The sequence below is a fragment of the Maridesulfovibrio sp. FT414 genome, assembly GCF_050916235.1.
Classification (GTDB): Bacteria; Desulfobacterota; Desulfovibrionia; order Desulfovibrionales; family Desulfovibrionaceae; genus Maridesulfovibrio.
In genome coordinates this window covers 2,540,417-2,565,406 of sequence record NZ_CP104854.1, presented here as the reverse complement: position 1 = coordinate 2,565,406, position 24,990 = coordinate 2,540,417, and the positions used below count along the sequence as shown (strand labels likewise).

The 24,990-nt window shown below is 52.2% G+C and carries 21 protein-coding genes; 5 read left to right on the top strand and 16 right to left on the bottom strand.

What is annotated here, in order from left to right:
• The first annotated feature begins 19 nt into the window (after window positions 1-19).
• From nikA to N7E73_RS11310, 5 genes are read left to right on the top strand one after another with little or no spacing between them, the layout of a single operon-like run.
• A complete protein-coding gene (gene nikA / locus N7E73_RS11330) occupies window positions 20-1,615 on the top strand; it encodes a nickel ABC transporter substrate-binding protein (RefSeq protein WP_432734855.1) in 1,596 nt (531 codons plus the stop codon).
• 3 nt (window positions 1,616-1,618) lie between these two features.
• The gene (nikB, locus tag N7E73_RS11325) at window positions 1,619-2,563 is read left to right on the top strand and encodes a nickel ABC transporter permease subunit NikB (protein ID WP_432734854.1); all 945 of its coding nucleotides are present in this window, start codon (window positions 1,619-1,621) and stop codon (window positions 2,561-2,563) included.
• Window positions 2,560-3,414 carry a nickel ABC transporter permease subunit NikC gene (gene nikC, locus N7E73_RS11320; RefSeq protein WP_432734853.1) on the top strand — a complete coding sequence of 285 codons (855 nt, stop codon included), beginning with the start codon at window positions 2,560-2,562 and terminating at the stop codon, window positions 3,412-3,414. Before nikB ends, nikC begins: the two co-directional genes overlap by 4 nt.
• Window positions 3,411-4,220, top strand: coding sequence for an ATP-binding cassette domain-containing protein (locus tag N7E73_RS11315; RefSeq protein WP_432734852.1), 810 nt, complete (start codon window positions 3,411-3,413; stop codon window positions 4,218-4,220). Before nikC ends, N7E73_RS11315 begins: the two co-directional genes overlap by 4 nt.
• The gene (locus N7E73_RS11310; RefSeq protein ID WP_432734851.1) at window positions 4,211-5,026 is read left to right on the top strand and encodes an ABC transporter ATP-binding protein; all 816 of its coding nucleotides are present in this window, start codon (window positions 4,211-4,213) and stop codon (window positions 5,024-5,026) included. The genes N7E73_RS11315 and N7E73_RS11310 overlap by 10 nt, the downstream gene beginning before the upstream one ends.
• A 156-nt stretch (window positions 5,027-5,182) precedes the next feature.
• On the opposite strand, the gene N7E73_RS11305 is transcribed toward N7E73_RS11310, so the two are convergent.
• From N7E73_RS11305 to N7E73_RS11230, 16 genes are all read right to left on the bottom strand, one after another.
• Window positions 5,183-6,457 carry a TRAP transporter large permease gene (locus N7E73_RS11305; RefSeq protein WP_432734850.1) on the bottom strand — a complete coding sequence of 425 codons (1,275 nt, stop codon included), beginning with the start codon at window positions 6,455-6,457 and terminating at the stop codon, window positions 5,183-5,185.
• A gap of 2 nt (window positions 6,458-6,459) precedes the next feature.
• Complete coding sequence (locus N7E73_RS11300) at window positions 6,460-6,981, bottom strand: TRAP transporter small permease (protein ID WP_432734849.1); 522 nt, start codon at window positions 6,979-6,981, stop codon at window positions 6,460-6,462.
• 60 nt (window positions 6,982-7,041) lie between these two features.
• Window positions 7,042-8,019 carry a DctP family TRAP transporter solute-binding subunit gene (locus N7E73_RS11295; protein ID WP_432734848.1) on the bottom strand — a complete coding sequence of 326 codons (978 nt, stop codon included), beginning with the start codon at window positions 8,017-8,019 and terminating at the stop codon, window positions 7,042-7,044.
• Window positions 8,020-8,280: 261 nt separating this feature from the next.
• A complete protein-coding gene (locus tag N7E73_RS11290; protein WP_432734847.1) occupies window positions 8,281-8,982 on the bottom strand; it encodes a response regulator in 702 nt (233 codons plus the stop codon).
• Complete coding sequence (locus N7E73_RS11285) at window positions 8,979-10,604, bottom strand: ATP-binding protein (protein ID WP_432734846.1); 1,626 nt, start codon at window positions 10,602-10,604, stop codon at window positions 8,979-8,981. The genes N7E73_RS11290 and N7E73_RS11285 overlap by 4 nt, the downstream gene beginning before the upstream one ends.
• Before the next feature lie 379 nt (window positions 10,605-10,983).
• Entirely contained in the window at window positions 10,984-11,442 is a 459-nt protein-coding gene (locus tag N7E73_RS11280; RefSeq protein WP_432734845.1) for a hypothetical protein, read from the bottom strand.
• 22 nt (window positions 11,443-11,464) lie between these two features.
• Complete coding sequence (locus N7E73_RS11275) at window positions 11,465-11,668, bottom strand: hypothetical protein (RefSeq protein ID WP_432734844.1); 204 nt, start codon at window positions 11,666-11,668, stop codon at window positions 11,465-11,467.
• 11 nt (window positions 11,669-11,679) lie between these two features.
• Entirely contained in the window at window positions 11,680-12,678 is a 999-nt protein-coding gene (locus N7E73_RS11270; protein ID WP_432734843.1) for an FAD:protein FMN transferase, read from the bottom strand.
• Between the two features lie 123 nt (window positions 12,679-12,801).
• Entirely contained in the window at window positions 12,802-14,028 is a 1,227-nt protein-coding gene (gene nqrF / locus N7E73_RS11265) for an NADH:ubiquinone reductase (Na(+)-transporting) subunit F (protein WP_432734842.1), read from the bottom strand.
• Between the two features lie 60 nt (window positions 14,029-14,088).
• Window positions 14,089-14,697: an NADH:ubiquinone reductase (Na(+)-transporting) subunit E gene (gene nqrE, locus N7E73_RS11260; protein ID WP_432734841.1), complete on the bottom strand. Its 609-nt coding sequence runs from the start codon at window positions 14,695-14,697 to the stop codon at window positions 14,089-14,091.
• A gap of 17 nt (window positions 14,698-14,714) precedes the next feature.
• Window positions 14,715-15,332, bottom strand: coding sequence for an NADH:ubiquinone reductase (Na(+)-transporting) subunit D (locus N7E73_RS11255; RefSeq protein ID WP_432734840.1), 618 nt, complete (start codon window positions 15,330-15,332; stop codon window positions 14,715-14,717).
• On the bottom strand, window positions 15,325-16,104 hold the full coding sequence (locus tag N7E73_RS11250) for a Na(+)-translocating NADH-quinone reductase subunit C (RefSeq protein WP_432734839.1): 780 nt from the start codon (window positions 16,102-16,104) through the stop codon (window positions 15,325-15,327). The genes N7E73_RS11255 and N7E73_RS11250 overlap by 8 nt, the downstream gene beginning before the upstream one ends.
• Window positions 16,097-17,296: an NADH:ubiquinone reductase (Na(+)-transporting) subunit B gene (locus N7E73_RS11245; RefSeq protein ID WP_432734838.1), complete on the bottom strand. Its 1,200-nt coding sequence runs from the start codon at window positions 17,294-17,296 to the stop codon at window positions 16,097-16,099. Before N7E73_RS11245 ends, N7E73_RS11250 begins: the two co-directional genes overlap by 8 nt.
• Window positions 17,297-17,301: 5 nt before the next feature.
• Window positions 17,302-18,645 carry a Na(+)-translocating NADH-quinone reductase subunit A gene (locus N7E73_RS11240; protein WP_432734837.1) on the bottom strand — a complete coding sequence of 448 codons (1,344 nt, stop codon included), beginning with the start codon at window positions 18,643-18,645 and terminating at the stop codon, window positions 17,302-17,304.
• A gap of 271 nt (window positions 18,646-18,916) precedes the next feature.
• Window positions 18,917-20,122 carry an MFS transporter gene (locus tag N7E73_RS11235; RefSeq protein ID WP_432734836.1) on the bottom strand — a complete coding sequence of 402 codons (1,206 nt, stop codon included), beginning with the start codon at window positions 20,120-20,122 and terminating at the stop codon, window positions 18,917-18,919.
• A gap of 945 nt (window positions 20,123-21,067) precedes the next feature.
• The gene (locus N7E73_RS11230) at window positions 21,068-24,982 is read right to left on the bottom strand and encodes an efflux RND transporter permease subunit (protein WP_432734835.1); all 3,915 of its coding nucleotides are present in this window, start codon (window positions 24,980-24,982) and stop codon (window positions 21,068-21,070) included.
• Between the last annotated feature and the right edge of the window lie 8 nt (window positions 24,983-24,990).

Sequence of the window (24,990 nt, the reverse complement as noted above, 5' to 3'; positions counted from 1 at the left end):
TTCAAAATGGAGTATTACCATGGGTGGACGTAATCTATTTTTGTCAGCGACGGTGTTAGCCGTAATTCTCTCCTGCTCAATTGTCTCTGCACATGCAGCACAAACTTCAACATTGAATTATTCGTGGTCTGCCAATGTGGGTAAAATGAACCCTCATGCGTATTCGCCCAACCAGATGTTTGCGCAGGCAATGGTCTATGAATCGCTTGTCCGCTACGGCAAGGGCGGAAAGATTGAACCATGGCTGGCCGAATCATGGCAGATCTCTCCTGATGGAAAGGTTTATACCTTCAAGCTCCGCAAGGGAGTCGTCTTTTCGGATGGAACTCCCTTTAACGCCGAAGCTGTCAAAATGAACTTTGACGCAGTCCTCAAAAATTCCCAGCGCCATGACTGGCTGGAATTCATCGCCCAGATAGATAAGACCGAGGTTGTGGACAGTCAGACCTTCAAGCTGACACTAAAAAATGCCTACTATCCGACATTACAGGAGCTGTGCCTGATCCGGCCTATGCGTTTTCTGGCTCCTTCCGGCTTCCCTGAAAGCGGCAATACCGCCACGGACATCAAGGCTCCCATCGGAACAGGCCCCTGGAAACTCGTTAAGATTCAGAAAGGTGAATACGACCTCTTTGAGGCCAATGAGCTCTACTGGGGAGAAAAACCGCATTTCAAGAAACTGCTGGTCAAGGTGATCCCGGATTCCGATGGCCGTGCAATCGCTTTTGATACCGGCGCAATAGACCTTATCTACGGATCTGGCGGGCACGGCAGCGGCCAGATCGGCCTTGATACGTTCAAAAGGTTTCAGGCCGACAAGAACCTCGTAACCGGAACTTCCAACCCGCTGGCAACGCGCACTCTGGCCATCAACAGCAACCTCTTCCCCACAAACGACATTGCCGTTCGAAAAGCCATTCTGCATGCAGTCAACAAGGCTGCCATTGTAAAATATATTTTTCTTGGCGTAGAAAAACAGGCTGAGACCCTTTTCTCCCCGAACCAGCCCTACTGCAACCTCAACCTTCCCCCGTACCGGTATGAAGTGGACAAGGCTGCCGCCCTGCTTGATGAAGCAGGCTGGGAAAAAGCTCAGGGAGACGAATACAGAAGCAAGGACGGTAAAATTCTGGAAATAGACCTCTGCTTTGTGGGTAACGACAGCCTCCAGAAATCAGTAGCCGAAGTTGTGCAGGGTGATCTCAAAAAGCTCGGCGTCAAGATCAGACTCGTCGGCGAGGAGAAGGACTCTTTCCTGACCCGCCAGAAAAGCGGCGAATTCGGAATGATTTTCGGTGACACATGGGGCTCCCCGTATGATCCGCACTCCTTCTGCAGTTCCATGCGCAAGCCAGCCCATGCCGACTATCAGGCCCAGCTTGGACTACCCATGAAGAAGGATATCGACCGCAAAATCGGCGAGGTTCTTCTGACCGTTGATGAAAAGAAGCGTCAGGATCTGTACCGGGATATTCTGACAACTCTTCATGAACAGGCTGTCTACCTCCCCCTATCATACATGACCAATATCTATGTGCACCGGCCTCAGCTTAAGGGCGTCGAATTCGGCAATACCAAGTACGAATTCCCCTTTGAGCTGATGTACATGGAGTAGGCTATGCTGCGGTACATCCTTAAAAGACTGCTGATCCTCATTCCCTTGCTTCTCGGAGTGTCGATTATTGTTTTCCTGATTTTGAGGCTGGGGCATGGAGATCCGGCAATGGCATACCTGCGCCTCTCAAACATTCCGCCAACAGATCAGGCTCTTGCCGTAGCCCGGCAGGAACTCGGGCTGAACCTTCCAGTCCCGGTCCAGTATATGAACTGGCTGGGCAAAGCCCTGCATCTTGATTTCGGACGCTCGTACGTGACCGGCAACCCGGTTCTTGAGGAAATCCTGTACTACCTTCCCAATACCCTTAAGCTGGCAGGCTTCTCTCTCCTGCTTACCCTTGCGGTCAGCCTTCCGCTGGGGATCTGGGCTGCCTTGCAGAAGGACCGCCTGCCGGATCAGGTTACCCGACTGATCTCATTTGCGGGTGTTTCCATGCCCGGATTCTGGCTGGGGTTCATCTGCGTATGGATTTTCTCGATCAGACTCGGCTGGCTCCCGCCGCTGGGCATGGGCGGGCTGGATCACATGATCATGCCGGCGGTGTCCATGTCCCTCATGTCACTGGCAATCAATATCCGCCTGATCCGGGGAAATATGCTGGACAATATGCACGCCCGCTATGTTCTCTATGCCCGGGTAAGGGGACTCCCTGAAAGCGTGGTGGTCAGCCGCCACATTCTGGTGAACTCCCTGATTCCGGTCATTACCGCCATCGGCATGCACGTTGGAGAACTGTTCGGAGGAGCGGTGGTAGCGGAAAGCATTTTCTCCTGGCCGGGTGTAGGACGCTACGCAGTTTCCGCGATTTACAACCGAGATTATCCGGTCATGCAGTGCTTCATTCTAATCATGACTTCTATTTTTGTGCTTATGAATCTGGGTGTGGATATCCTCTACGCCTGGCTTGATCCGCGAATCCGTCTGGAAGGGGGAGACCATCAATGAATCTGATGCAGCAATCCATGAAACATCTTAAACGCAGCCTTCCGGCTATTGCCCTGATTATGGCGGTTTCCATATGCTCAATGGCTGTGCTGGCCCCCCTGCTCACTACAAGTGATCCCACGGAAGTAAATCTTGAGTATAAGTTCGCTCCGCCTTCAATCGAGCATCCTCTAGGATGCGACCATCTCGGCAGGGATGTCCTGTCCAGACTGCTGTACGGAACAAGGACCTCGTTGAGTTCGGTTGCCGCCATCATGGCTGTCGTCCTTATTCTGGGTTTCGGTGTGGGAACCATTTCAGGATATGCCGGAGGCGTTGTTGATTCAACACTGATGCGTTTCTGTGATGTATTCCTGACGTTTCCAACGTTTATTCTGGCCATGTTCCTCATAGGGGTTCTGGGGACGGGCATGGTCAACGTCATCATTGCCGTCTCGCTGACCCACTGGGCCTGGTATGCCCGGATAATACGCAGCATGGTCCTTTCCCTGAAAAACAGGGAGTACGTGCTGGCTGCCAGAGTCGCCGGAACTGGGAAGATTCGCACAGTCCTGCAGCACATTCTGCCTCCGGTTGTGGCCCAGCTCATTATCCTGTGCACGTTGGACATCGGCCACATGATGCTTCATGTTTCCGGGCTGTCCTTTCTCGGGCTTGGCGTGACCCCGCCCACGCCTGAATGGGGAGTCATGATCAGTGATGCCAGACAGTACATCTGGACGCATCCGGCCCTGATAATGCTTCCCGGTGCCATGATTTTCATCACCGTAATGGCTTTCAACCTTCTGGGCGACACCTTGCGGGACAAGATGGACCCGGATCTGAATATTCAGGAGGAGGCCGTCCGATGAGCGATTCAGCATTCATAGAAGTACGCAATCTTTCCGTCAGGACAGCGGACAGGACTCTGGTCTCCGGGGTCAATTTCAAGGCCTACAGGGGACGGGTGCTGGGCCTGGTGGGCGAAAGCGGCAGCGGCAAATCACTTACCTGCCTGTCGGTACTGGACCTCCTCCCAAAAGGACTGGTCAGAGAGGGGGAAGTATATCTTGAGAGGCAGAAGCTTGAAGACTATCCCTCAATAAGAAAACTTCGCGGCGGTCAGATCGGAATGATCCTGCAGAACCCCATGAGCTGCTTCAATCCGGTTTTCACCATCCGCAGTCATTTCAAGGAGACCTTTTCGGCCCACGGAATGAGCTCTTCCGAAAATACCGCCCGCATGCTCGAAGCACTGAAGGAAGTAGGCTTCTCTGATCCCGAACCGGTACCGGATCTGTATCCTTTCCAAATGAGCGGCGGAATGCTGCAACGGGTCATGATCGCGTTGGCGTTGATCATGGAGTCTCCGTTTCTGCTGGCAGATGAACCGACAACCGACCTTGATACGGTGGCACAGGCACAGGTTCTGGACCTCCTTGCCATTCTGAAGCAGCGGCGCGGGCTGGGCATGCTGCTTGTCACCCACGATCTTGGTGTTATAGCCCGACTCGCTGACGATGTTGCGGTTATGCGTAACGGGGAGATCATTGAGACCGGAAGCGTCCACGACATATTCGGGAATCCCCGTCATCGGTATTCACAGAAACTGATCTCAACTCATTTGGATTTTTCCGGACAGACAACAGACGGGAATGGGAATGCCTTATGCCTGTAATTGAATTGAGAAATATTACCAAATCATATGGTCGCGGCGGTTTCTTCAGGAAAAAGGAAAGATTTGACGTCCTTAAGGACATCAATCTGGATCTTCACGCCGGGGAGTGTCTGGGGCTTGTCGGACGCAGCGGCTCCGGGAAAAGCACTCTGGGCCGCATTGTGCTGGGACTTGAACCGCCTGATTGCGGTTCTGTAAGGATTCTGGGCAATGACGTTACCGGCCTAAAGGAATTGCCCCGGCATGTGCGCAGGGAAGTTCAGGTTGTTTTCCAGAATGCCATCGGCTCAACAAATCCGCGCATGACTGCCGGCCAGATAATCTCCGAGCCCTTGCGCAATTTCGACGGATTAAAAGGACGGAAACTTAAAAACCGCGTTGCCATGCTGCTGGAGCAGGTCGGGCTGTCCCCTGATGATGCGGGAAAACTTCCCGGACGTTTCAGCGGAGGACAGTTGCAGAGAATCTGTATTGCAAGGGCCCTTGCTCCTTCACCAAAAGTGATTGTGCTTGATGAGGCGGTCAGCAGTCTTGATATGCTGATACAGGCGCGGGTCCTTGAGCTCCTGGAGTCACTGCGCAAGAAGCACGACACTGCCTACCTGTTTGTCTCCCATGATCTGCGGCTGGTGAACCGGTTCTGCAGCAGGTCGTTTCTGATGAATAACGGCATGTTGCATGCGTTCCACCCTGAACTCAACGCCGATACGGAAGCACGTGAAGCGCTGAATAAGCTTTCAAGCGCAATACTTCCCCCGCTCCCGGAACGTAAAACGGGCAAGGAACATGCCGGGATGCCGAATTAGCGGCCGCACCGGGAAGCGGCTTCCCGCTTTATCAACGGAACTGCTGACAGAAAAGCCCAGCACACACAGACACCCGGCCAGCAGATAAAAATCAGGCCCCGCAATGGATCAATCCGCTGCGGGGCCTTAAACTTTGAAACAGGCTCTGCTTCCGTGCTATTGCAGCAGGCTTGGCAGGAAGGTGATGATCGAGGGACAGAAAGTCATCAGTGCAAGAGCCCCTAACAAAGCTATAAGATACGGCACCGAGGCCTTCATTACCTTCTCAAGTGGAACCTTTGTTATTGCGCTGGCAACAAAGAGGTCCAACCCCACAGGAGGGGTAATACATCCTATCGCAAGGTTGATTACCATCAGGACTCCGAAGAACAACGGGTCAATCCCGAGTTTGGTTGCTACGGGCAGGAATATGGGAGTCAGGATGACTACTGCGGCGGATGCATTGATAAGAGTTCCGATGAAGAGCAGCAGCAGGTTCATCATGATGAGGAACATTGCCGGAGAATCGGTCATGGATACGATGTATTCACCTATGTGATGCGGAATCTCAAGGTTGGTAAGCATCCAGCCGAACACCTTGGCCGCCCCGACAATGAACATGATCATTGTGGTTCCCATGACGGCCTGAAAGATAATCCTGGGAAAATCCTTGAGAGTCAGTTCCTTGTAGATAAAGAAGCCGACAAATATTCCGTAGACCGCTGCAACTGCAGCAGCTTCGGTCGGGGTGAAGATCCCGCCGTAAATCCCGCCGATAATGATGACCGGGGTCATCAGAGCCCAGAATGAGTCTTTGAAGGCCTTAAGCAGGTTGAGGAATGAAAAGGAACCTTCTGCGGGAATTCCTTCCTTCTTGGCAATGGAGTAGCTGACCAGACACATGGTCAGGCCCATGACCAGTCCGGGAACCAGTCCGCCTATGAACAGGTCACCGATGGACGCCCCGGCAATGACTCCGTAAACGACAAGGGTGATGGAGGGTGGAATAACGATACCGACGGTTCCGCCCGCTGCGACAATACCGGTCGCAAGTTCGCGACGGTAGCCTTTCTTTTCCATTTCATCGACCATTGTTGAGCCGATAGCCGCAGTGGTGGCAGCGGATGATCCGGAAATAGCGGCGAAAAACATGCCGGAAACAGCCACAACCTGTGCCAGACCGCCGGTAAACGATCCGACAAGAGCCTGCGCGAAGTTTACAAGTCTTGTTGTTACCCCACCGGCAGACATGAAGGACCCAGCAAGCATGAAAAACGGAACTGCCATGAATGAAAAGGAATCAATACCGGAGTACATGACCTGTGTGATCATGACCTGAGGGATCTGCATGTAATGATAAAGAATTATGGAAACGGAAAGTCCGAGCGCATAGGCCACCGGAACCCCAAGAAAAGTCAGCCCCAGAAAAGAGCAAAGTAATACTGCTTCCATGGTTATCTCCTTGCTTCTGCTTCCTGATTGATTCCACTCACCGGATTTCTGCGTTCATTGATTGCCTTGAAAATGCGGAAGGTGTCTTTGAACAGGTAGAGGAGCATCAGAGACGCGCTTATGGGGATGATTGAGTAGACCACACTCATGGAAATACCGAGTCCGGGAGCGACCTGGAATGTCATGACCGAAGTCATCTTTGCCCCCTGCACCAGCAGGAGCATTGTGAAGGCATAGCTGCACAGGTTGATGAAAATTTCAAGGACGATTCCTGAGCCTGTGCCTTTCAGCTTGCTTGGCAGGATCTGCACGGCAAGGTGTCCGCTTTCACCCATGATCAGGGCTGAGCCGAGAAATACAACCCAGACAAAAAGGAAACGAGCGAGTTCTTCAGACCATTCAAAGGTGTGGCCGAAGAAGTAGCGGGTAACGACCTGAAAGAAAATCAGGCCGAGCATTACGGTCATTGAGCTTACGGAGATCCAGTAAAGGACCGCACGAAGTTTTTCGAATAATTTATCCATCAGGAGTCCCTCGCAGAGTTATCGGGAGCCGGAAGTAATTCCGGCCCCGATTTAAAACGACTACTTTTTCAGGGCATTAATCTTGTCTATGTTATCCTGGCCGACAATACCGGCAAATTTTTCATAAACAGGCTTGGTAGCTTCCATGAACTCAGCACGGTCAACTTCGGTAATCTTGATTTTTCCGGTCTCTTCGATGAGCTTCCAGTATTCCTTGTCTTTTTCTTCGGAAAGGTTGCGCTGCCAGTCGATTGCTTCCTTTGCGGCTTCCTTGATGATCTTCTGCTGAGCGGGGTTGAGTCTGGACCAGCTGATCATGGACATTACCAGCGGTTCGGGAGCATAGGAGTGTGCAGTCTTGGAGGCGTATTTCTGTACCTCAAAGAAACGTTTGGTCCAGATATGGGCACTGGGGTTTTCCTGTCCGTCAACAGTTCCCTGCTGCATTGCCGAATAGAGTTCCCCGAAAGCCATGGGGGTGGGGGACGCGCCAAGGGACTTCATCATTTCAATATAAATCTTGTTGGTCATAACCCTGATCTTGAGGCCCTGCATATCGGCCGGGGTTTTGACTTCGCGCACGTTGTTGGTCACGTGGCGGATACCGTTTTCCATGTATCCGAGCAGCTTGATGCCCTTGGGCTCAAGGGCCTTGCCGAGGTCCATGCCGACGGTGTCGAGGGATTTGTATGCATGCTCGCGGTCCTGAAAGAGGAAGGGCATGTCGAAGATGGAAATCTGGGGCTGGAACTGACCGAGTACGGCTGTTCCGACGAGGGCCATGTCAACGGTGCCGAAAATGAGACCTTCGATCAGGTCCTTCTGGCCGCCCAGCTGAGAGGAAGGGAAAACTTTGACGATAATTTCGCCGCCGGATTTCTCTTTGACCAGTTCAGCAAATTTTTCTGCACCCTGCCCATAAGGATGAACCGGTTCGGCAATATGACCGAGTTTAAGAACCACGTTGCCGGCAAACGCAGGAATCGACATTGCAACAACCAGCAATACCGAGCACATTACAGCAAATAAACGTTTCATACACCCTCCTCTGCTTAAGCAGATTTCACGATTTAATCTTACAGCTGCTTCCCAAAACTATTACGCTGTGAAATGACCCTATAAGAATAATCGCGAGAAAGGTTATTAACGGCTTAATGTGTTTTTTATCCTTTTAGAGGATATTGTTCATATTGTTCACGAAAGAATAATGCCGGCTACTTCACCCTGTTTCAAAATTCCTGAACAGGATGAAGTCATGGCGGCAGACATGAAAAAGGCGTTTCTTAAGTGCTACGGGACTCAGTTCCTGAAATATTTTCGTTCAGGGCGTCCAACGGTTCCGTAGACCACATCAGGGTATATCTGGCCAATGGAAACCATATATTCCAGATAGCGTCGGGCCGTGGACCTGCTGGCTCCGATAATCTCGCCAACCTCTTCGGCACTCATACCGCTCTGTTTTTCCGCAGAATCGGCTCCGAATGCAGCACTAACTTTTTTCAGGGTAAGGGGATCAATCCCCTTGGGCAGGGTTTCAGTATCAGGCTGAGACATGGAAGAAGCCGGACTCAGGTTGCGTATGTTGTCCACATCCTTCTGCTCAATTATATCCTCTGAATGCAGCCGCCGGAAATATTCACCGAATTTTTCAAGACAGGTGACAAAACGGTCGAGAATGACCGGTTTGATAATGTAATCGAAAACCCCTCCGCGCAGGGCTTCCTTGAGCGGCCCCATTTCCTTGGCCGCTGTGATCAGGATTACGTCGGTCTCAATACCTTTGGCGCGAATTTCACGCAGCAGGTCAATGCTGGTCCCTTCCGGGAAATAGAGGTCCAGCAGGATGAGGTCGGGCTTGTAAAGATCGATCATTGTCCGGGCGTCATCAAGTCCCTGAGCGATGGCGACAACCCTGAATCCCTGCACCCTCTCGGTAAAACGGCGGTGAAGATCGGCAATCCGGGCATCATCTTCGACAATAACAACACTGACATCCGTCATAGAAAGATACTCCTGACTTTCGGAATTATTACGGAAAAGAGAGTACCACCCGAGCCTGCCGGGGAAACGGAGATGAAACCGCCGAGTTCCTCCAGACGCTGTTTGACCAGATACAGCCCCAGCCCTCTGCGAAGAGTTCCTTTGGAAGAAACGCCCTTTTCAAATATCAGCTCCATTTTTTCCCTGGGAACACCGGGGCCGGAGTCTTCAACCTCGAAGACTATATCATTGCCCAGATCGGTAAATGAGAGGAAAACATTTCTGTTGTCCTTATCCTGTTCAAGGACCGCCTCAAAGGCATTGTCCAGCAGGTTTCCGACAATTGTAACTATTTTCTCCTGTTTGATCCAATCCGGCACATCGACCATGGTGCTTTCCCGGTCTACTTCAAAGTTTATCTTCAGTTCTCTGGCACGGTTATATTTACCGAGCACAATTGCAGCTATTACCGGATGGGGGACCGCCTTGTTCAGGAACCTGATGATTTCCTCATATCCTGAAGATTCCCGGGCAACCAGATCAAGGGCCTCCTGATAGGCTTCTATCTGGATCAGGCCCGCAATAGTATGAAGTTTGTTGGAGTATTCGTGGGTCTGCCCCCGCAGCAGTTCGGAGTATTCCTGAATGCTGGAAAGTTCATGGGAAATCCTGTCCAGTTCGTCTTTGCGCCGGAAACTGGCCACCAGTCCTTTGACCGTTCCGTCCTTAAGGACCGGGACAATGTTGAAGATAAGCTCCTGACCGTTGACGATGCGTTCCTGATCGTGCTCACTCTCCCCGGTGGTCAGGGCATGTTTAAGTCCCGCACAGGGAATTACATCATCTATATACTTTCCAACCAGTTCGGAGGAGTTGAAACAGGTATAATTGAGCGCGGCCCTGTTGGCCAGACGGATTTCGCCCTTGTGGTCCGTAGCGATAACACCTTCCCTGATCGTTTCCAGAACTGCGCCTCTTTCCAGATACAGGTTTGTGATTTCGGCCGGTTCAAGGTTCAGAGTCACCCTTTTCAGGTGTCGTGCGATGCATGCTGTTATGACAAAGCCGACCAGAGTCAGAATGGCAATGAACACAAGAGGTCTGTCCATGTGTTCCGCTATGCTTTTCTGTACACTGGCAGACAGGTAGCCGACCGAAACAAACCCGATAATTTTACCTTCGTCAGAAAATATGGGCACGAATCCACGAATTGACCGCCCAAGCGTACCGACCGCCTCCGACACGTAGGACTTGCCTTCCCGCAGTACCGGTCCGGTATCTCCCCCGACGAAAGTCTGCCCTATGCGCTCGGGAACGGGGTGGGAAAACCGTTTGTTTTCAGTATCTCCGATAACAATGAAGGTCGCCCCGGTTTTTATGCGGATTTTTTCAGCAAGATCCTGAATCTTATTGGCAGGGTCTCCGCGCTGCAGTTCCGTCCGTATCAAAGGAGTATGGGCAATTGACTGGGCTGTCTGGAGCGCCCTCAACCCGATCTGTTCCTTGAGAAGATTTGAGGTCAGATCGGAGATCAGGAACCAGGTGACCCCAAGCTGGATCAAAACGAGGCCTGCGACCATATACGCAAGGTAATGCTGTATGGTCTTGGGCTTTATTGCCTTCAAGATTTTGTAAATGAACATTGATCATCCTGGAGGATGTCCATGATTTGGGTCATCCGTCATTTCAAGTTGCAGCGGGGCACATGCAACACGGCGCATTTTGAACAAAATGGATTGCAGTGCAGTCGGACCATACCTCCAAGTTGCAGCTTAGTCACCAACTGAAATCAATCCGCTTTTTCCCTTCGCCGCTACTCTTGACAAAACAAACTCTTCAGGACTTCTTAAAACTCATGGAAACAGGAAACGCCCTGCGTAACGAATCCCTTCTGCGATGTCATGCAATTATGAGCGAACCCATGTCACACACAAAAAAAGAACCTCCCCGAAGACGCGCCTGATTCTACGGGGAGGCTGGTGCTGAAATCAAACGATAGCCGTTTAATTTCAAGCCTATGAATTACATAGTTTCTATTTTAAGTGCGTTTTTAGCGAGCTTGATTTTTTCAAGTTTCTCCATATCAAGAAGTCCCTGAAAGACTTCACTGACATCGTCGGGAATATCGTTCTGGAGCATGGCCTCATAGGTTTCAAGGAGGCACTTGTCCAGATCAATGGCAACTTTTACAACTTCCTGAGCGGTCATGTCCGGGCCCAGTGAAGCATCGAAAAACGGAGACAGGTCGCATTCCTTGTGCACATACATGAACCATGTGTTCAGGATATGCTGCGATACACCGGACTCGTATTCATCCAGAATCACGGCAAGATTATCATGGTGGCGGCTCATGTAGTCCAAGAGGATCTTGACCCGCTCCTTTTCAACCTTGTCCGACAACTCCTTATAGAAAGAACCTAGCCTCTTGTGAAAGGCCTTGGTCTGCTCAATCACATCCTTTGCGGTCTGGACATTCGTCATGGTATCAATCTCCTGATCGCTTTTACAGCGGCTTAAGTGATGAATGGTTTTTATCTATAAGCTTCTTGTCGAAATCATATTTTCCACATCTGCAGCCGGAACCGTCCCCGGCCTGAATGGAACCCTGGCAGGAACCGCGGATGCAGTTGCGTTTAAAGATAACACCGATAGCCAGAGCCAGAAAAACCAGCCCGAATACAGCAGCTGCCATCAATATAGTTTCCATGAAATATCTCCTCAGTTCATTTTTTCGTGTTGAGGAAAATCACCGGTGGCGGTCTCGGTTAATCCGTCCGGAGTCTTCACAATGAAAAACGCGGACAGGTTACATTCCTTTGCCAGGGCGATTCCTCTTTCCGGACCGAGCACAGTCAGACCGGTTGCGAATGCATCTGCACGGGAGCAGGTTTCATCCACAACACTGACTGATACAAGTGTGTGCGTAATCGGACGTCCGGTGCTGGGATCAATTATATGTGAATATCGTTTGCCGTCGATTTCAAAGTAATTGCGGTAATCTCCCGATGTGGCCATTGATTGACCGGAAAGGCTTATCAATGCCTGCACGGAACGCTCCATGCTCACCGGTTTTTCAACTGCAATACGCCACGGGGTATTGTCCGGTTTCTGTCCTGAGGTCCTTATTTCTCCGCCGATCTCAACCATGAAACCGGATACGCCCCTGATCTTGAGCCATGAGCTTACTGCGTCCACGCAATGGCCCTTGGCAATGGCTGCCAGATCAAGGGTTATGCCCGGCTTCAGCTTCTTCAAAGCCGGGGGATCAAAACGGACCTCAACCAGATCGGAGCCGACATCGGCCATGGCAGCCTTGATTTCAGCTTCGGTGGGGACAACCTCAGGACGTTTGTCAGGCCCGAACCCCCAGAGATTGACCAGCGGAGCGATTGTGATGTCAAAGGCTCCCCCGGTTATCCGGTTGACGTCTTTGGCTTCCTGCACCACCGCAGCCAGTTCTTTGGAGACCGGGAACCAGTCTTCACCCCGGTAGGCATTGAAACGGGACAGCTCTGAATCCGATTTGAACAGGGACATCACCGAATTAACATCCGCCACAACCTGATCAACACCTTTGTGCAGATCATCCTGAGACAGACCGTCCGGCAGACCGTAGGCTACAATGGAATAAGTCGTGCCGATGGCCCTGCCCTGAAGGCGTACCGGGTCGGCAGGATTTCCGCACCCGCCCAGCAGAAAGGCCAAGAGAAGCAACATTACCGGCAATCCGGTTTTTCCAGCCAGCGTATCCCTAAACCGCATCATGGCAATCCTTGTTTTATCGTTAGGTTACTGTTTCATTTGCGGGCCGGGAAAACGGATTTTCCCGGCCCGAACAAATTAACCGCCGAAGTTATCATACATGATATTTTCTTTTTCCACGCCCTGATCCATGAGCATTTTTTCAACGGCAGCGGCCATCATCGGCGGCCCGCACATGTAGAACTCGCAGTCTTCAGGAGCGGGGTGCTGCTTGATGTAATTCTCGAACAGGACATTATGGATAAAGCCGGTATAGCCGGTCCAGTTGTCCTCGGGCAGAGGGTCGGACAGGGCCACGTGCCATGTGAAGTTCGGGCACTCTTCGGCCAGCTTGTCGAACTCATCCACGTAGAACATCTCGCGCAGACTGCGTGCACCGTACCAGTAGCTGATCTTGCGGGTGGATGCGAGACGCTTGAGCTGGTCGAATATGTGTGAACGCATTGGTGCCATGCCTGCCCCGCCGCCGACGAAGATCATTTCCGCATCGGTATCGCGGGCGAAGAATTCGCCATAGGGACCGGAAATGGTGACTTTGTCACCGGGCTTGAGGCTGTAGATGAATGAGGACATCTGGCCCGGAGGGGCATCAGGGGCGAACGGAGGCGGCGGGCAGACCCTCACGTTCAGCATGATGATACCCTTTTCACCCGGATAGTTGGCCATGGAATAAGCCCTGACAATGGGCTCCTTGACCACGGAGGTGTATCTCCAGAGATTGAACTTGTCCCAGTCATCCTTGAACCTGTCTCCGACCTCGAAGTCCTTGTAGTGGACGGTATGGGCCGGAGCTTCGATCTGAATGTAGCCGCCGGCGCGGAAATCCACGTTTTCCCCGGCAGGCAGTTCAAGGGTGAGTTCCTTGATGAAGGTGGCACGGGGGACATTGGATTTGACCGTGCATTCCCATTTCTTGATATCGAAGATTTCGGCCGGAACCTCGATCTTCATATCCTGTTTTACGTTTACCTGGCAGGCCAGACGAACACCCTCGCGGGCCTCGCGCTTGCTGACGTGGGAAGTTTCCGTGGGCAGAATGTCTCCGCCTCCCTCAAAAACCTTGCACTTGCACTGGCCGCAGGAACCGCCGCCACCGCAGGCTGAAGGAACGTAGATCTGTTTCTCTGCCAGCGCGCCGAGCAGTTTGGTACCGGGCCGGACATTGATGCTTTTTTCCGGGTCATTGTTGATTTCGATGTTTACTTCCCCGCTCGGGACAAGTTTGGCCCGGGCTAGAAGGATGAACACACACAGCGCGAGAACCACGCCGGTAAACATCACAACACCTAGTATTATTTCAACCATGGTTTTTCCCCACAGTTTAACGGTTCATAAATCAGCGGACGGAGTTAACGTCCGGCCCTCCTACATCTGGATTCCGGAGAAGGACAGGAACCCGAAGGACATGAGTCCCACCACGATAAAGGTGATTCCAAGTCCCTGCAGACCTTCCGGTACATCGGAGTACTTCATCTTCTCGCGGATACCGGCCAGAATGACGATAGCAAGGGCCCAGCCCACGCCGGAACCGAAGCCGAAGGTCAGAGACTCGGCGAAGTTGTAATCACGCTCCACCATGAACAGAGAGGCTCCGAGAATGGCGCAGTTAACCGTGATCAGCGGCAGGAAGATGCCCAGCGCGTTGTATAGCGACGGCACGTACTTATCGAGAGTCATTTCCAGAATCTGGACTATGGCCGCGATTACGCCGATATAGGAGATCAGCCCGACAAAGGTCAGATCGGTATCACCGAACCCGGCCCAGGACAGGGCTCCTTCGCGCAGGAAGTAGTTATAGAGCAGGTTGTTGACCGGAACCGTAATGGTCATGACCACGACAACGGCCACGCCCAGCCCCAGAGAGGTTGTGACTTTCTTGGATACGGCAAGGTAGGTGCACATACCCAGGAAGAAAGCCAGGGCCATGTTTTCAATGAATATCGATTTAATGAATATATTCAGCAGATGTTCCACGACTCAACTCCTGTGGCTTAGCGTTTGTTCTTCCGCTTCTCGTAGACATTCACCGACCAGATGAGCATCCCGATGATGAAGAATGCGCTGGGCGGCAGGAGCATGAGTCCGTTGGGTTCGTACCAGCCGCCCTCGGAAGTCAGCTTGAGGAGGCTGAAACCGAAGATCTTGCCCGAACCGAAGAACTCGCGCAGAAATGCCACTGTGAGCAGCACGGCACCGTAACCCAGACCGTTGCCGATACCGTCTGCAAAGCTCAATTTGGGGCTGTTCTGCATGGCGAAAGCTTCCGCCCGGCCCATAACGATGCAGTTGGTGATGATAAGTCCTACGAAAACCGAGAGCTGCTTGCTTATTCCGTAGGCAAACGCTTTCAGGAACTGGTCGACAATGATTACCAGCGTTGCGATGATGGTCATCATGACGATGATGCGGATGCTGGACGGGATGTGCTGCCTTATGGAACTGACCGAGGCGTTTGATGCCGCGGTAACAAACATTACCGCAAGGCTCATTACGAATGCAGTTTCCAGCTTGGTGGTTACTGCCAGTGCGGAGCAGATACCGAGGATCTGAACCGCAATGGGGTTGTCCTCCAGAATCGGCTTGAGCATCACTTCTTTGAATTTAGCCATTATGTTCACCTCCCTCGGTTGCGAGTCGCTTGAGGTAGGGGGCGAATCCGCCCTGTCCCAGCCAGAAGCGCACCAGATTGGCTACACCGCGGGACGTAAGGGTTGCCCCGGCCAGACCGTCAACCTTGTAGGATGCCTGCGGGTCTTCGGCATTCACAGATCCCTTGATAACATCAATTACCGGATCGCCATTTTCATTGTAGACGGTTTTATCCACCCACAGGGCTTTCCAGTTGGGGTTGTCAACTTCCCCGCCAAGGCCGGGAGTTTCCGCGTGCTCGTAGAAACCGAAGTTCTTGACCGTATTCAAGTCCGGTTCAAGGGCAATGAACCCGTACATGGTTGACCACAGACCTTTGCCGTGAAGGGGCAGCACCACACGCTTCAACCTGCCGTCTTCCTTGAGCAGGTAGACACTGGCGTATTTAGCGCGGCGGCCTATTCCGGCCCCGTCCTCTTCGGCAGGAATGTCTATGCTCAGAGCAGGATCCTTTGCCGATTTGCGCTGGTCATAGGCGGTGGCGTCCATGTCCACATATTCGCCGGTAGCCAGATCGACCACCTTTGGTTCAATCTGTTTATAAAGTTCGTCCACGGGAACATTTTCATCATAGATTCCCGCAGCCTTGAGAATGTTTTCCTTGCGCTCGATGACCTTGTTCTCTTCCTGAATGGATTTGAGCCCCACGGCTGCAGCCGAAACGAGCAGCGAGCATACCAGGCACAGGGAAAACGCCACGGTAAATACTTTTTTTGTGGAATCGTTAGACACTGCGCACCATCCTACGCTTGATGTTGGCCCGCATTACAAGGCTGTCGATAAGCGGGGCACACACGTTACCGAACAGAATCGCCAGCATGACACCTTCAGGGTAGGCCGGGTTGACCGTGCGGATCAGGATGATCATGACTCCGATGAGCCCGCCGTAATAGAACTGCCCCTTGGGGGTCATGGAAGAAGATACCGGGTCGGTGGCCATGTAGACCATTCCGAAGGCCAGGCCGCCCATGACCAGATGCCAGAGCGGGCTGACGGTCATCATGGGGTTGGTTGCGCTGCCAACGGCGTTGAAGATCACGGCCACGGTAAAGGCTCCAGCCAGCAGGGAAACCATGATGCGCCAGGATGCGATACCGGTGATGATAAGCACCGCCCCGCCAAGGAGACAGGCCAGAGTAGATGTCTCACCAAGCGATCCGGGTATGGTTCCGATAAAGCAGTCCCACCATGAGTACTTGGCCATGACTGCCTTGATGCCGCCTTCCGCTGCAAGAGCAAGCGGTGTAGCACCGGAGAATCCGTCCACGGGAACCCAGACGCTGTTACCCGAGATCTGCCCCGGATAGGCGAAGAAGAGGAAAGCACGGGCCAGAAGAGCCGGGTTGAGAATGTTCTTCCCGGTCCCACCGAAGATCTCCTTGCCGATGACCACGCCGAAACTGGTAGCCAGGGCCACCTGCCAGAGCGGGATGTGCGGCGGAACGATCAGGGGAATCAGTGAGCCCGTGACCAGAAATCCTTCGTTAATTTCGTGCTTGCGGACAACTGCGAAAAGAGTTTCCCAGAAACCGCCAGCAATGTTGCAGACAATGTATATGGGGAAGAAGTAAAGTGCTCCCAACAGGATATTGGCCCCGAAGCTCTCGGGGTTTGCACTCAGGCCGAGCCCGGCCATGACGCTCCATCTCCAGCCGGTACCCGCTTCAAGTCCCATGGATGCCAGTGCGGAGTTAGCCTGAAAACCGGTGTTCCACATGGCCATGTAGAAACAGGGAATCAGGGCGAAGACCACGGTGATCATTACCCTTTTCAGATCCAGTGCGTCGCGCACATGAGGCGAACCGGAGGATGTTTCGGTCGGTGAATACAGGAAGGTGTCGAGCATCTCGTAAACAGGGTAATACTTCTTGTATTTCCCGTCTCCGGTGACAGCACCATGCATTTTCTCTAGCAGCTTTCTCATATCCCTTACCCTTCCTTCTCGATTTGAGTGAGGACTTCGCGCAGCATGAGCCCGAAATCGTTCTTGCCGCAATCAACGAAGGACAGCAGGGCGAGATCTTCCTCATCCAGTTCCAGACAACCGAGGGCCTGGGCTTGATCAGTATCCATTACGGCAAGGGCCCGCACCAGATAGGTGGGCAGGATATCCAGCGGCATGACCTGTTCATACGCCCCGGTGGGGAAAATGGCGCGATGGCTGCCTCCCAGCAGCGTAGTCATGTCAAAGCGTCTTTCCTTTTTCACGAAGGCTGATGCAAATACGGATTTGACAGAGAACTTGTCCTGTCCCGGAGCCAGCCAGCCCATGAATTCCGTTGCGCCGCCTTCGGCAACAGCAGAAATCTGGGAATGGAAGCGGCCAAGGAAAGCCAGCGGACCTTCGGCCTTTGTTCCGGACAGGACCGAACCCGAGATAACCCGTGTCCCACCGGCCTTGAGCTCTCCGGCCAAAAGGTCGCAGAAGCTCGCCCCCATGCGGGTCTTGATGATACGCGGACGTCTGACCATGGGACCGGCAACCGAGATGTAGCGATCCACGTTGAGCTGTCCGGTGGTGAACAGCTTCCCGATGGCAATGACATCCTGATAACCGATGTGCCAGACGGTCTTTCCGGGACCCACCGGGTCCACAAAATGGATGTGGGTCCCGGGCAGACCTGCCGGATGCGGTCCGGCAAAGGAATGGATATGCACTTCCTGGATCAGGGGAAGCGGGGATCCGTCAGCAGCGCAGACGTTGACCGGACCGTCGGTAAGACGGGTCAGAATGCGCAGGCCGTCAAGCCATGCTTCGGAATCCTGCCAGATGATCGGCGCGGGTGGAGGAGCCAGTGGATTGGTATCCATGGCCGTGACAAAAATTGACCGGGGTTCGGAATCCGGAGACGGAGTCCTGCTGAACGGGCGGGTGCGCAAAGCGGTCCACATGCCCGAATTGACGAGGTTCTCGACAACGGTCGACCTGCTAAGGCCGAGAAGTTTTTCAGATTTATAAACCGGAAACTCCACAGCTCCGACGCTGTCATCCAGTTCGATGACGACTGACTGCAGAGATCTGAACTCACCACGGTTGATGGCAACGACCTTCCCCGCTCCCGGAGCGGTAAAAACGACCCCCTCGGTCTTCTTGTCGGCAAAGACCGGTTGGCCGAGCTTGACTGTATCTCCTTCAGTAACGATCATGGTCGGCTTCATGCCGACATAGTCGCCACCCAGGATAGCCACGGACCGAGGCTGGTTTCCAATGGAGAAATCCGCCACGGGCTCGCCGGAGATGGGAATGTCGAGTCCTTTCTTGAGTTTGATCATGGAGAAAACACCTTGTCCCTGAAAGGTTGAACTTTATTCGGGTGCAACAGGTCAACACGCTCAGGCTGTAAAGCCTGGCGTCTCCATGGTGGGGTGGGGTCTGATCTTACCTATCTCGTGTGCGGACCGAACAGGGTTGTTCGGATGCGTGGGAATAACGCACTGAGATTTTTTACGTTGGTTCTTAACACTTATCTTCAACGGCAGCTTGCGTCAAGCTGCTTGTGAAAATTTTCCTTAAAGTGCCGTAAGCACTTCCAAAAGCACGAAATTACTCGGCATGAAGTTTTCTGGCCATCAGGATAAAGGTGGGCAGCAGGCAAAGGGCGCTGAAAAGAGCCGTCAGTTCAAACGCATCCGCCATACTTCCCCGTTCGGCAGCAAATCCGGCCAATGCCGGGCCGAAGATAAATCCCAGATTTGAGGCTGCCAGAAATATTCCCATCACCCCGCCCCTTGCCGATTCAAGGTCGGCGGCAAGAGACATTGAGGCAGGCAGTGAAACGGCTGAGCCAAAACCCATTATTGTCGCGAGAAAGAAAAAGCCCACAATTGACACGGGCTGTCCCAAGCCGAACAGACAGGCCGCGCAAAGCCCCATACCCAGAAAGGTCAGCCCGGAACGGTCGCGAATATCCGACCATTTGCCGGTAACAGGCATTGCCAAAACAATTACGAGGTTAGGTATAGTGAAAAGAAACCCCGACCAAAAGCCGCTTAAAACGTAATTTTCACTTATTATTCTTGGCAAAAAGGTGATCATTACTGAAGCACCGGTTGTCCGTCCCAGAACGGCCAGAAGAAGCGTTATGAATCGAGCATCGCCCCACGGCACTCCGTTCCTTTTCCTCCGCACCCCCTGCCCCCTAGATGAAATGCGCCTGCCGCGAAGCAGGAGCAAAAAAGACACACACATCCCAAGGAAGGGCCATATAAGCACAGGCAGACCCAACTCGTCCTGAAGGCCGACCGTAGCACCCCCCGCCAGAGGACCGAATACAAAAGCGCTGTACAGACAGGTATTGTATGCTCCGAAAAAGCGTCCGCGCCTGTCCCTGGTTACACACTCTCCCAGAAATGACATGCTCACGGGCTTCACAATTCCAATGCATAACCCGAAGCAGAACTGGATAATCCAGAAAATCTCAGTTGAAGGGAAAAAACAATAGAGTGCGGGAATAATTGCTCCAGTCCCGGTCGCCATAAGGAGCAAAGGCATGGCCCCGAAATAGTCGGCCCCGTAACCGGCAAGAGGGGCAAGGGCACATCTGGCCAAAAAATAGCCTGAAAATGCAAGCCCCAGCCATGCCGAGGAAAGGCCCACAGTTCCGGCCTTTAAAGAAAGGACGAACGTGAAAGCGCCGACTCCGAAAGTCGATAAAAAAGCTGTAGCGAGAATGCCCTGAATAGTTTTGCGCGTCAGATCCTGAGAACCAGTTGATGCGCCCTTCTCACAGCTCTTTTTATTAATCTTCACCAAGCAGCCACCTCTTCAGGCCAGAAATGAATTTCTGTTTGTTATGCACAAAATGATCCAGCGACTCAACTGCTTACCGTATATTCTCCCTTAATTTTAAAACAAAATATATAGCAACATGTTCCGTACGGCATGGATAAGTGCTATTGATGTCCGTAGGGCCTGTCACTCTTTAGAATCAATTGCCAAGCTGAAAGCCCTGAAAAGAAATCTCAGATGAAAGAGCTCCGCGGAATCGTGTCATTTTGAGCCAATTGATGAGTAAGAGTGTGTTAAAAATGAGAGCAGGCGGTTTAAAATAACAAAATAAACAGGTTGAGAGGCAAGTAAGTGGTTCGAAATATCACAGAATATATTTGTCAGACCTTTCCATTGGTCAATTTAAGAACCAGAAACGCAAACGCCCTAACCATACAACATGCTAAATTAGTTACATTTTATGTTTTGGTTTGTTTTTTGCTTTAGTGTCACAATCCTGCGTTGGGTGGGTATTTTGCTGGAAGGTATCGCATGGGGATTTCTTCCACTTAATCACGTAAAAGTGGAGTGTGTAATCGACAGAAGTTTAACATCTTGCAGTTCCCAGTCTCCATAAATCCGTTTTGTTGAAAGAATTCAGCTGTTACGCAGATGTACTTGTAATTTTTTGCGGATCTCTGTTACGCAAGACAGAGCATGACCCATCCGTGAAATATTACTGCTTGATTTGTGCCGGACTAAATTCCGGAATCAAAGCAGGTAAAACATCCATAGCTCTATTCATTAAACAAATGGCAGACAGGGTTCTGAATGACGCGCCAGAGAACATACTGGAATTGGTCAGCCATGCCTGTGCCAGCACGGCATGGCTGACTGTTAATTGCGGGGTGATTGAAAGGTGTTGAGAATCTCTATTTTAAATCCCATCGGCCTGGAGCATTCCTGACAAAGTGTATGAACAGATCATCACAATTCTGGCTGCACAATTCTCTTAATCTTCATCTCCTCAACCCAGCAATAAAGCACGGGCACAACAAACACAGTAAGTATTGCAATGGTCATACCCCCGAATGAAGGTATTGCCATGGGAACCATTATGTCCGAACCGCGTCCTGTTGAGGTCAGAATAGGCAGCAGAGCAAGTATGGTTGTGGCCGAAGTCATCAGGGCAGGACGGATTCTTCGCTGCGCTCCGGTGACAATCGCCTCTCGAACTTCTGCAACCGATTTCATCTGAGTGCCTTTTTTACTTTCATCCAGATAGGTTGCCATGATGACTCCGTCGTCGGAGGCAATACCGAACAGGGCTAGAAAACCTACCCAGATAGCAACACTGAGATTGATAGGACCAACCTGGAACAGCTCACGCATATTCGTGCCGAACATGCTGAAATCAAGGAACCATGGCTGACCATAAAGCCAGATCATGAGAAATCCGCCGGACCAGGCCACAAAAATGCCAGAAAAGACCATCATGGTTGTCGCCATGGATTTAAACTGCATATAGAGAATCAACACAATAAATATCAGGGCCAGCGGAAGGATCACCGAAAGTTTCTTCTGAGCCCTGATCTGGTTCTCGTAGCTACCGGCGAATTCGTAAGAAACTCCGGCAGGAATAACCAACTCACCTGATTTGATTTTGGAATTCAAAAAACTCTGAACCTGTTCGACCACATCCACTTCAGCGAATCCTGGCCGCTTATCAAAAAGCACATAACCGACAAGGAAGGTATCCTCGCTTTTGATTACCTGAGGACCGCGTACATACCGGATTTCGGCAAGCTGGCTCAAGGGGATCTGTTCCCCGCCGGAAGCGCTGACCAGAATGTTGCCTATCGAATCTATGTTGTCGCGCAGTTCCCGCAGATAACGCACCCGGACAGCATAGCGTTCACGCCCTTCCACTGTGGTTGTCACCACCTTTCCGCCAACAGCCACCTCGATCACGTCCTGCACCTGAGAGAGCATGACCCCGTATCTTGCGATGGCTTCACGATCGATGACGATTTCAAGGTACGGCTTGCCCACTATACGGTCGGCGATGACCGCTTCAGGCTGGACAGATCCCACCTGCTTAAGCAGCTTTTCAAGGTCCAGCGCCACCTTTTCCAATGTCTCCAGGTCCGGCCCTTTGACCTTGATGCCCATGGGCGCACGCATGCCGGATTGAAGCATGACAATCCTGGCTGCAATGGGTTGCAGCTTGGGTGCCGAGGTCACGCCGGGAACTTCGGCGGCTTTAACAATCTCATCCCATATATCTCCCGGAGAGGAAATTCCCCTCCATGCCTTACGGTCCGGATTCAGGCCGGGATTGAGAGCAGGACGCCAGACCCTGAAAGGCTTGCCGTCGGGATCAGGGATCATTTTTCCGTTTTCGTCACGTTCGAAATATCCCTGAACAAGATAGGGATAGCCGTCATCTGCCGGAACCAGCTCACCAGCAACGTTGCGGAAGAAATCCTTCTGATCCGGGTCGAACCTGAAACGTAAGCGTTCCCCGGAATTATCCACCAGATACTCTGACTTGTAGTTGATGACCGTTTCGATCATCGAAATTGGTGCCGGATCAAGTGGAGTTTCGGCACGCCCCAGCTTGCCCACAGCGGACTCAACTTCCGGGATGGCCTGAATCATCATATCCTGCTTGCGCAGAACATCCATGGCTTCACCGATTGAGGCATGCGGCATGGTTGTCGGCATGAAAAGGAACGCTCCCTCATCCAGATCGGGCATGAATTCCTTGCCCAGACCGGGAAATTCATGTGACAACTTTACATATGGAGAGGAGGACTTGATCGATTCCGGAAGAAATGAAGTAACGTTTGCAAAACCGAGCCATACGGAAAGGCCCAACGCTATGATGAATGAAGGTAGGACCAGAAAAAGCAGTTTGTTATTCAGGCACCACCCAAGCATCCGTGGGTATCCGCGACGGAAAAGGTCGAAGAAAAACATCAGCCCGCCGATGACCAGTGCTACAAAGAAGTAGTTGTTCCCCATTCCTTTTTCCGGGCCCAGCGGTAGCCAAGACCCGGTAAGCACATAAGCAACCATAGCGACTATTATCCATGTTTCCGCATAGTCGGCGAGCTTATGGTATTTCTCCGGGACAAAAGGAAGGGCCAGATGCTTGATGCCCACGTAGATGAAGAAGAGTCCGGCCCACCATTTTAGCAGGATCGAAACCGCAAGTCCGCTCAACAGATAAATACCTGCTGTTACATAACCGCGCCTGTTCTTCAGGAATTTGCTGCGGGCTGTGAACAGCAGCTCGGCCGCAGGGGGAAGAATGGTCAGGGCCACGACAATGGAGGCCAGCAGGGCAAATGTCTTGGTGTAGGCCAGCGGTTTGAAGAGCTTTCCCTCGGCCCCATCCATTGCGAAAACGGGCATAAAGCTTACAATAGTTGTCGCCACGGCGGTCATTACCGCACTGCCGACCTCTGCGGTGCCTTCAAATACCAGAGCCAGCCGGCTTGCGCTCTCCTTTGCCTCTTCAATCTTCTTCAGGATGTTTTCACAGATGATGATGCCCATATCGACCATGGTTCCGATGGCGATGGCTATCCCCGAGAGAGCAACTATATTTGCATCAACCTTGAATATGCGCATACTTATGAAGCACATAAGGACAGCAAGTGGCAGCAATGAAGAAATCAGCAGGGAACTCTTCAGATGGATGACCGCAATAAGCACCACAATGATGGTTATAAGTATTTCCTGTGTCAGGGCGGTATTGAGCGTCCCCAGAGTTTCATGAATCAGCCCGGAACGGTCATAGAACGGTACTACGGTAAGTTTGCTTTCAGTCCCGTCCGGCAGGACTTTTGAGGGCAACCCCGGAGAAATGTCCCTGATCTTGACCTTGATGTTTTCAATTACCTGAAGAGGATTCTCCCCATAACGGACCACGGCCACACCGCCAACAACCTCAGCGCCGCCCTTGTCCAGCGCCCCGCGACGCAGGGCCGGTCCTTCGGTTACACGGGCTACATCCCGCACATAAATGGGGATGTTGTTGGCAACCTTGACCACGGCATTTTCAATGTCTGACAGTTTTTTAATGAAGCCTATGCCGCGGATGACATACTCGGCGTTGTTGATCTCAATGGTCCGGGCCCCGACATCGAGGTTAGACATTTTCACAGCACGATAGACATCGTTCAGCGTAACCCTGGCCGCACGCATGGCATCGGGATCAACGTCAATCTGGTATTCTTTCACAAACCCGCCGACAGAAGCTACTTCGCTGACCCCTTCCGCCGAGAGCAGAGCGTATCTCACGTACCAGTCCTGTACGGATCTCAATTCATCAAGGTCCCAGCCTCCGGTGGGGTTACCCTGCGGATCGCGCCCTTCAATTGTATACCAGTACACCTGCCCCAGTGCCGTGGCATCCGGGCCGAGGGCAGGCTTCACATTCTCGGGCAGCGTTCCTGCCGGCAGGCTGTTCAGCTTCTCAAGCAGTCTTGAACGAGACCAGTAGAACTCCACATCCTCATTGAAGATTACGTAGATGGTCGAAAACCCGAACATGGAGTAACTGCGGACAGTCTTGACCCCGGGAATGCCGAGCAGAGCCACGGTGAGAGGATAGCTGATCTGGTCTTCCACATCCTGCGGCGAGCGGCCCATCCACTGAGTAAAAATGATCTGCTGATTTTCTCCAATATCAGGAATTGCGTCCACCGGAACCGGAGAACGTTCCATCCCGCCCACATTCCAGTTGAAAGGAGCGCAATAGATTCCGCCTCCGATAACCATCAGGAGCAGGATGGCCACTATAAGCTTCTGCTCAAGGCAGAATAAAATGGTCTTCTCGGTGAAGGATTTCGGCTCGGGGCTATTCACGTCCTGAATTTTAGTTTCGCTCATAACGTTCT

Excerpts from the sequence above, each read along its gene's own strand:
- N7E73_RS11310 (WP_432734851.1), top strand. The coding sequence starts at position 4,211 with ATGCCTGTAATTGAATTGAGAAATATTACCAAATCATATGGTCGCGGC.
- N7E73_RS11275 (WP_432734844.1), bottom strand. The coding sequence starts at position 11,668 with ATGGAAACTATATTGATGGCAGCTGCTGTATTCGGGCTGGTTTTTCTG.
- nikA (WP_432734855.1), top strand. The coding sequence starts at position 20 with ATGGGTGGACGTAATCTATTTTTGTCAGCGACGGTGTTAGCCGTAATT.
- N7E73_RS11245 (WP_432734838.1), bottom strand. The coding sequence starts at position 17,296 with ATGAGAAAGCTGCTAGAGAAAATGCATGGTGCTGTCACCGGAGACGGG.
- nikC (WP_432734853.1), top strand. The coding sequence starts at position 2,560 with ATGAATCTGATGCAGCAATCCATGAAACATCTTAAACGCAGCCTTCCG.
- N7E73_RS11295 (WP_432734848.1), bottom strand. The coding sequence starts at position 8,019 with ATGAAACGTTTATTTGCTGTAATGTGCTCGGTATTGCTGGTTGTTGCA.
- nqrF (WP_432734842.1), bottom strand. The coding sequence starts at position 14,028 with ATGGTTGAAATAATACTAGGTGTTGTGATGTTTACCGGCGTGGTTCTC.
- N7E73_RS11305 (WP_432734850.1), bottom strand. The coding sequence starts at position 6,457 with ATGGAAGCAGTATTACTTTGCTCTTTTCTGGGGCTGACTTTTCTTGGG.
- nikB (WP_432734854.1), top strand. The coding sequence starts at position 1,619 with ATGCTGCGGTACATCCTTAAAAGACTGCTGATCCTCATTCCCTTGCTT.
- N7E73_RS11280 (WP_432734845.1), bottom strand. The coding sequence starts at position 11,442 with ATGACGAATGTCCAGACCGCAAAGGATGTGATTGAGCAGACCAAGGCC.
- N7E73_RS11240 (WP_432734837.1), bottom strand. The coding sequence starts at position 18,645 with ATGATCAAACTCAAGAAAGGACTCGACATTCCCATCTCCGGCGAGCCC.
- N7E73_RS11285 (WP_432734846.1), bottom strand. The coding sequence starts at position 10,604 with ATGTTCATTTACAAAATCTTGAAGGCAATAAAGCCCAAGACCATACAG.
- N7E73_RS11290 (WP_432734847.1), bottom strand. The coding sequence starts at position 8,982 with ATGACGGATGTCAGTGTTGTTATTGTCGAAGATGATGCCCGGATTGCC.
- N7E73_RS11300 (WP_432734849.1), bottom strand. The coding sequence starts at position 6,981 with ATGGATAAATTATTCGAAAAACTTCGTGCGGTCCTTTACTGGATCTCC.
- N7E73_RS11230 (WP_432734835.1), bottom strand. The coding sequence starts at position 24,982 with ATGAGCGAAACTAAAATTCAGGACGTGAATAGCCCCGAGCCGAAATCC.
- N7E73_RS11270 (WP_432734843.1), bottom strand. The coding sequence starts at position 12,678 with ATGTTGCTTCTCTTGGCCTTTCTGCTGGGCGGGTGCGGAAATCCTGCC.
- N7E73_RS11315 (WP_432734852.1), top strand. The coding sequence starts at position 3,411 with ATGAGCGATTCAGCATTCATAGAAGTACGCAATCTTTCCGTCAGGACA.
- N7E73_RS11255 (WP_432734840.1), bottom strand. The coding sequence starts at position 15,332 with ATGGCTAAATTCAAAGAAGTGATGCTCAAGCCGATTCTGGAGGACAAC.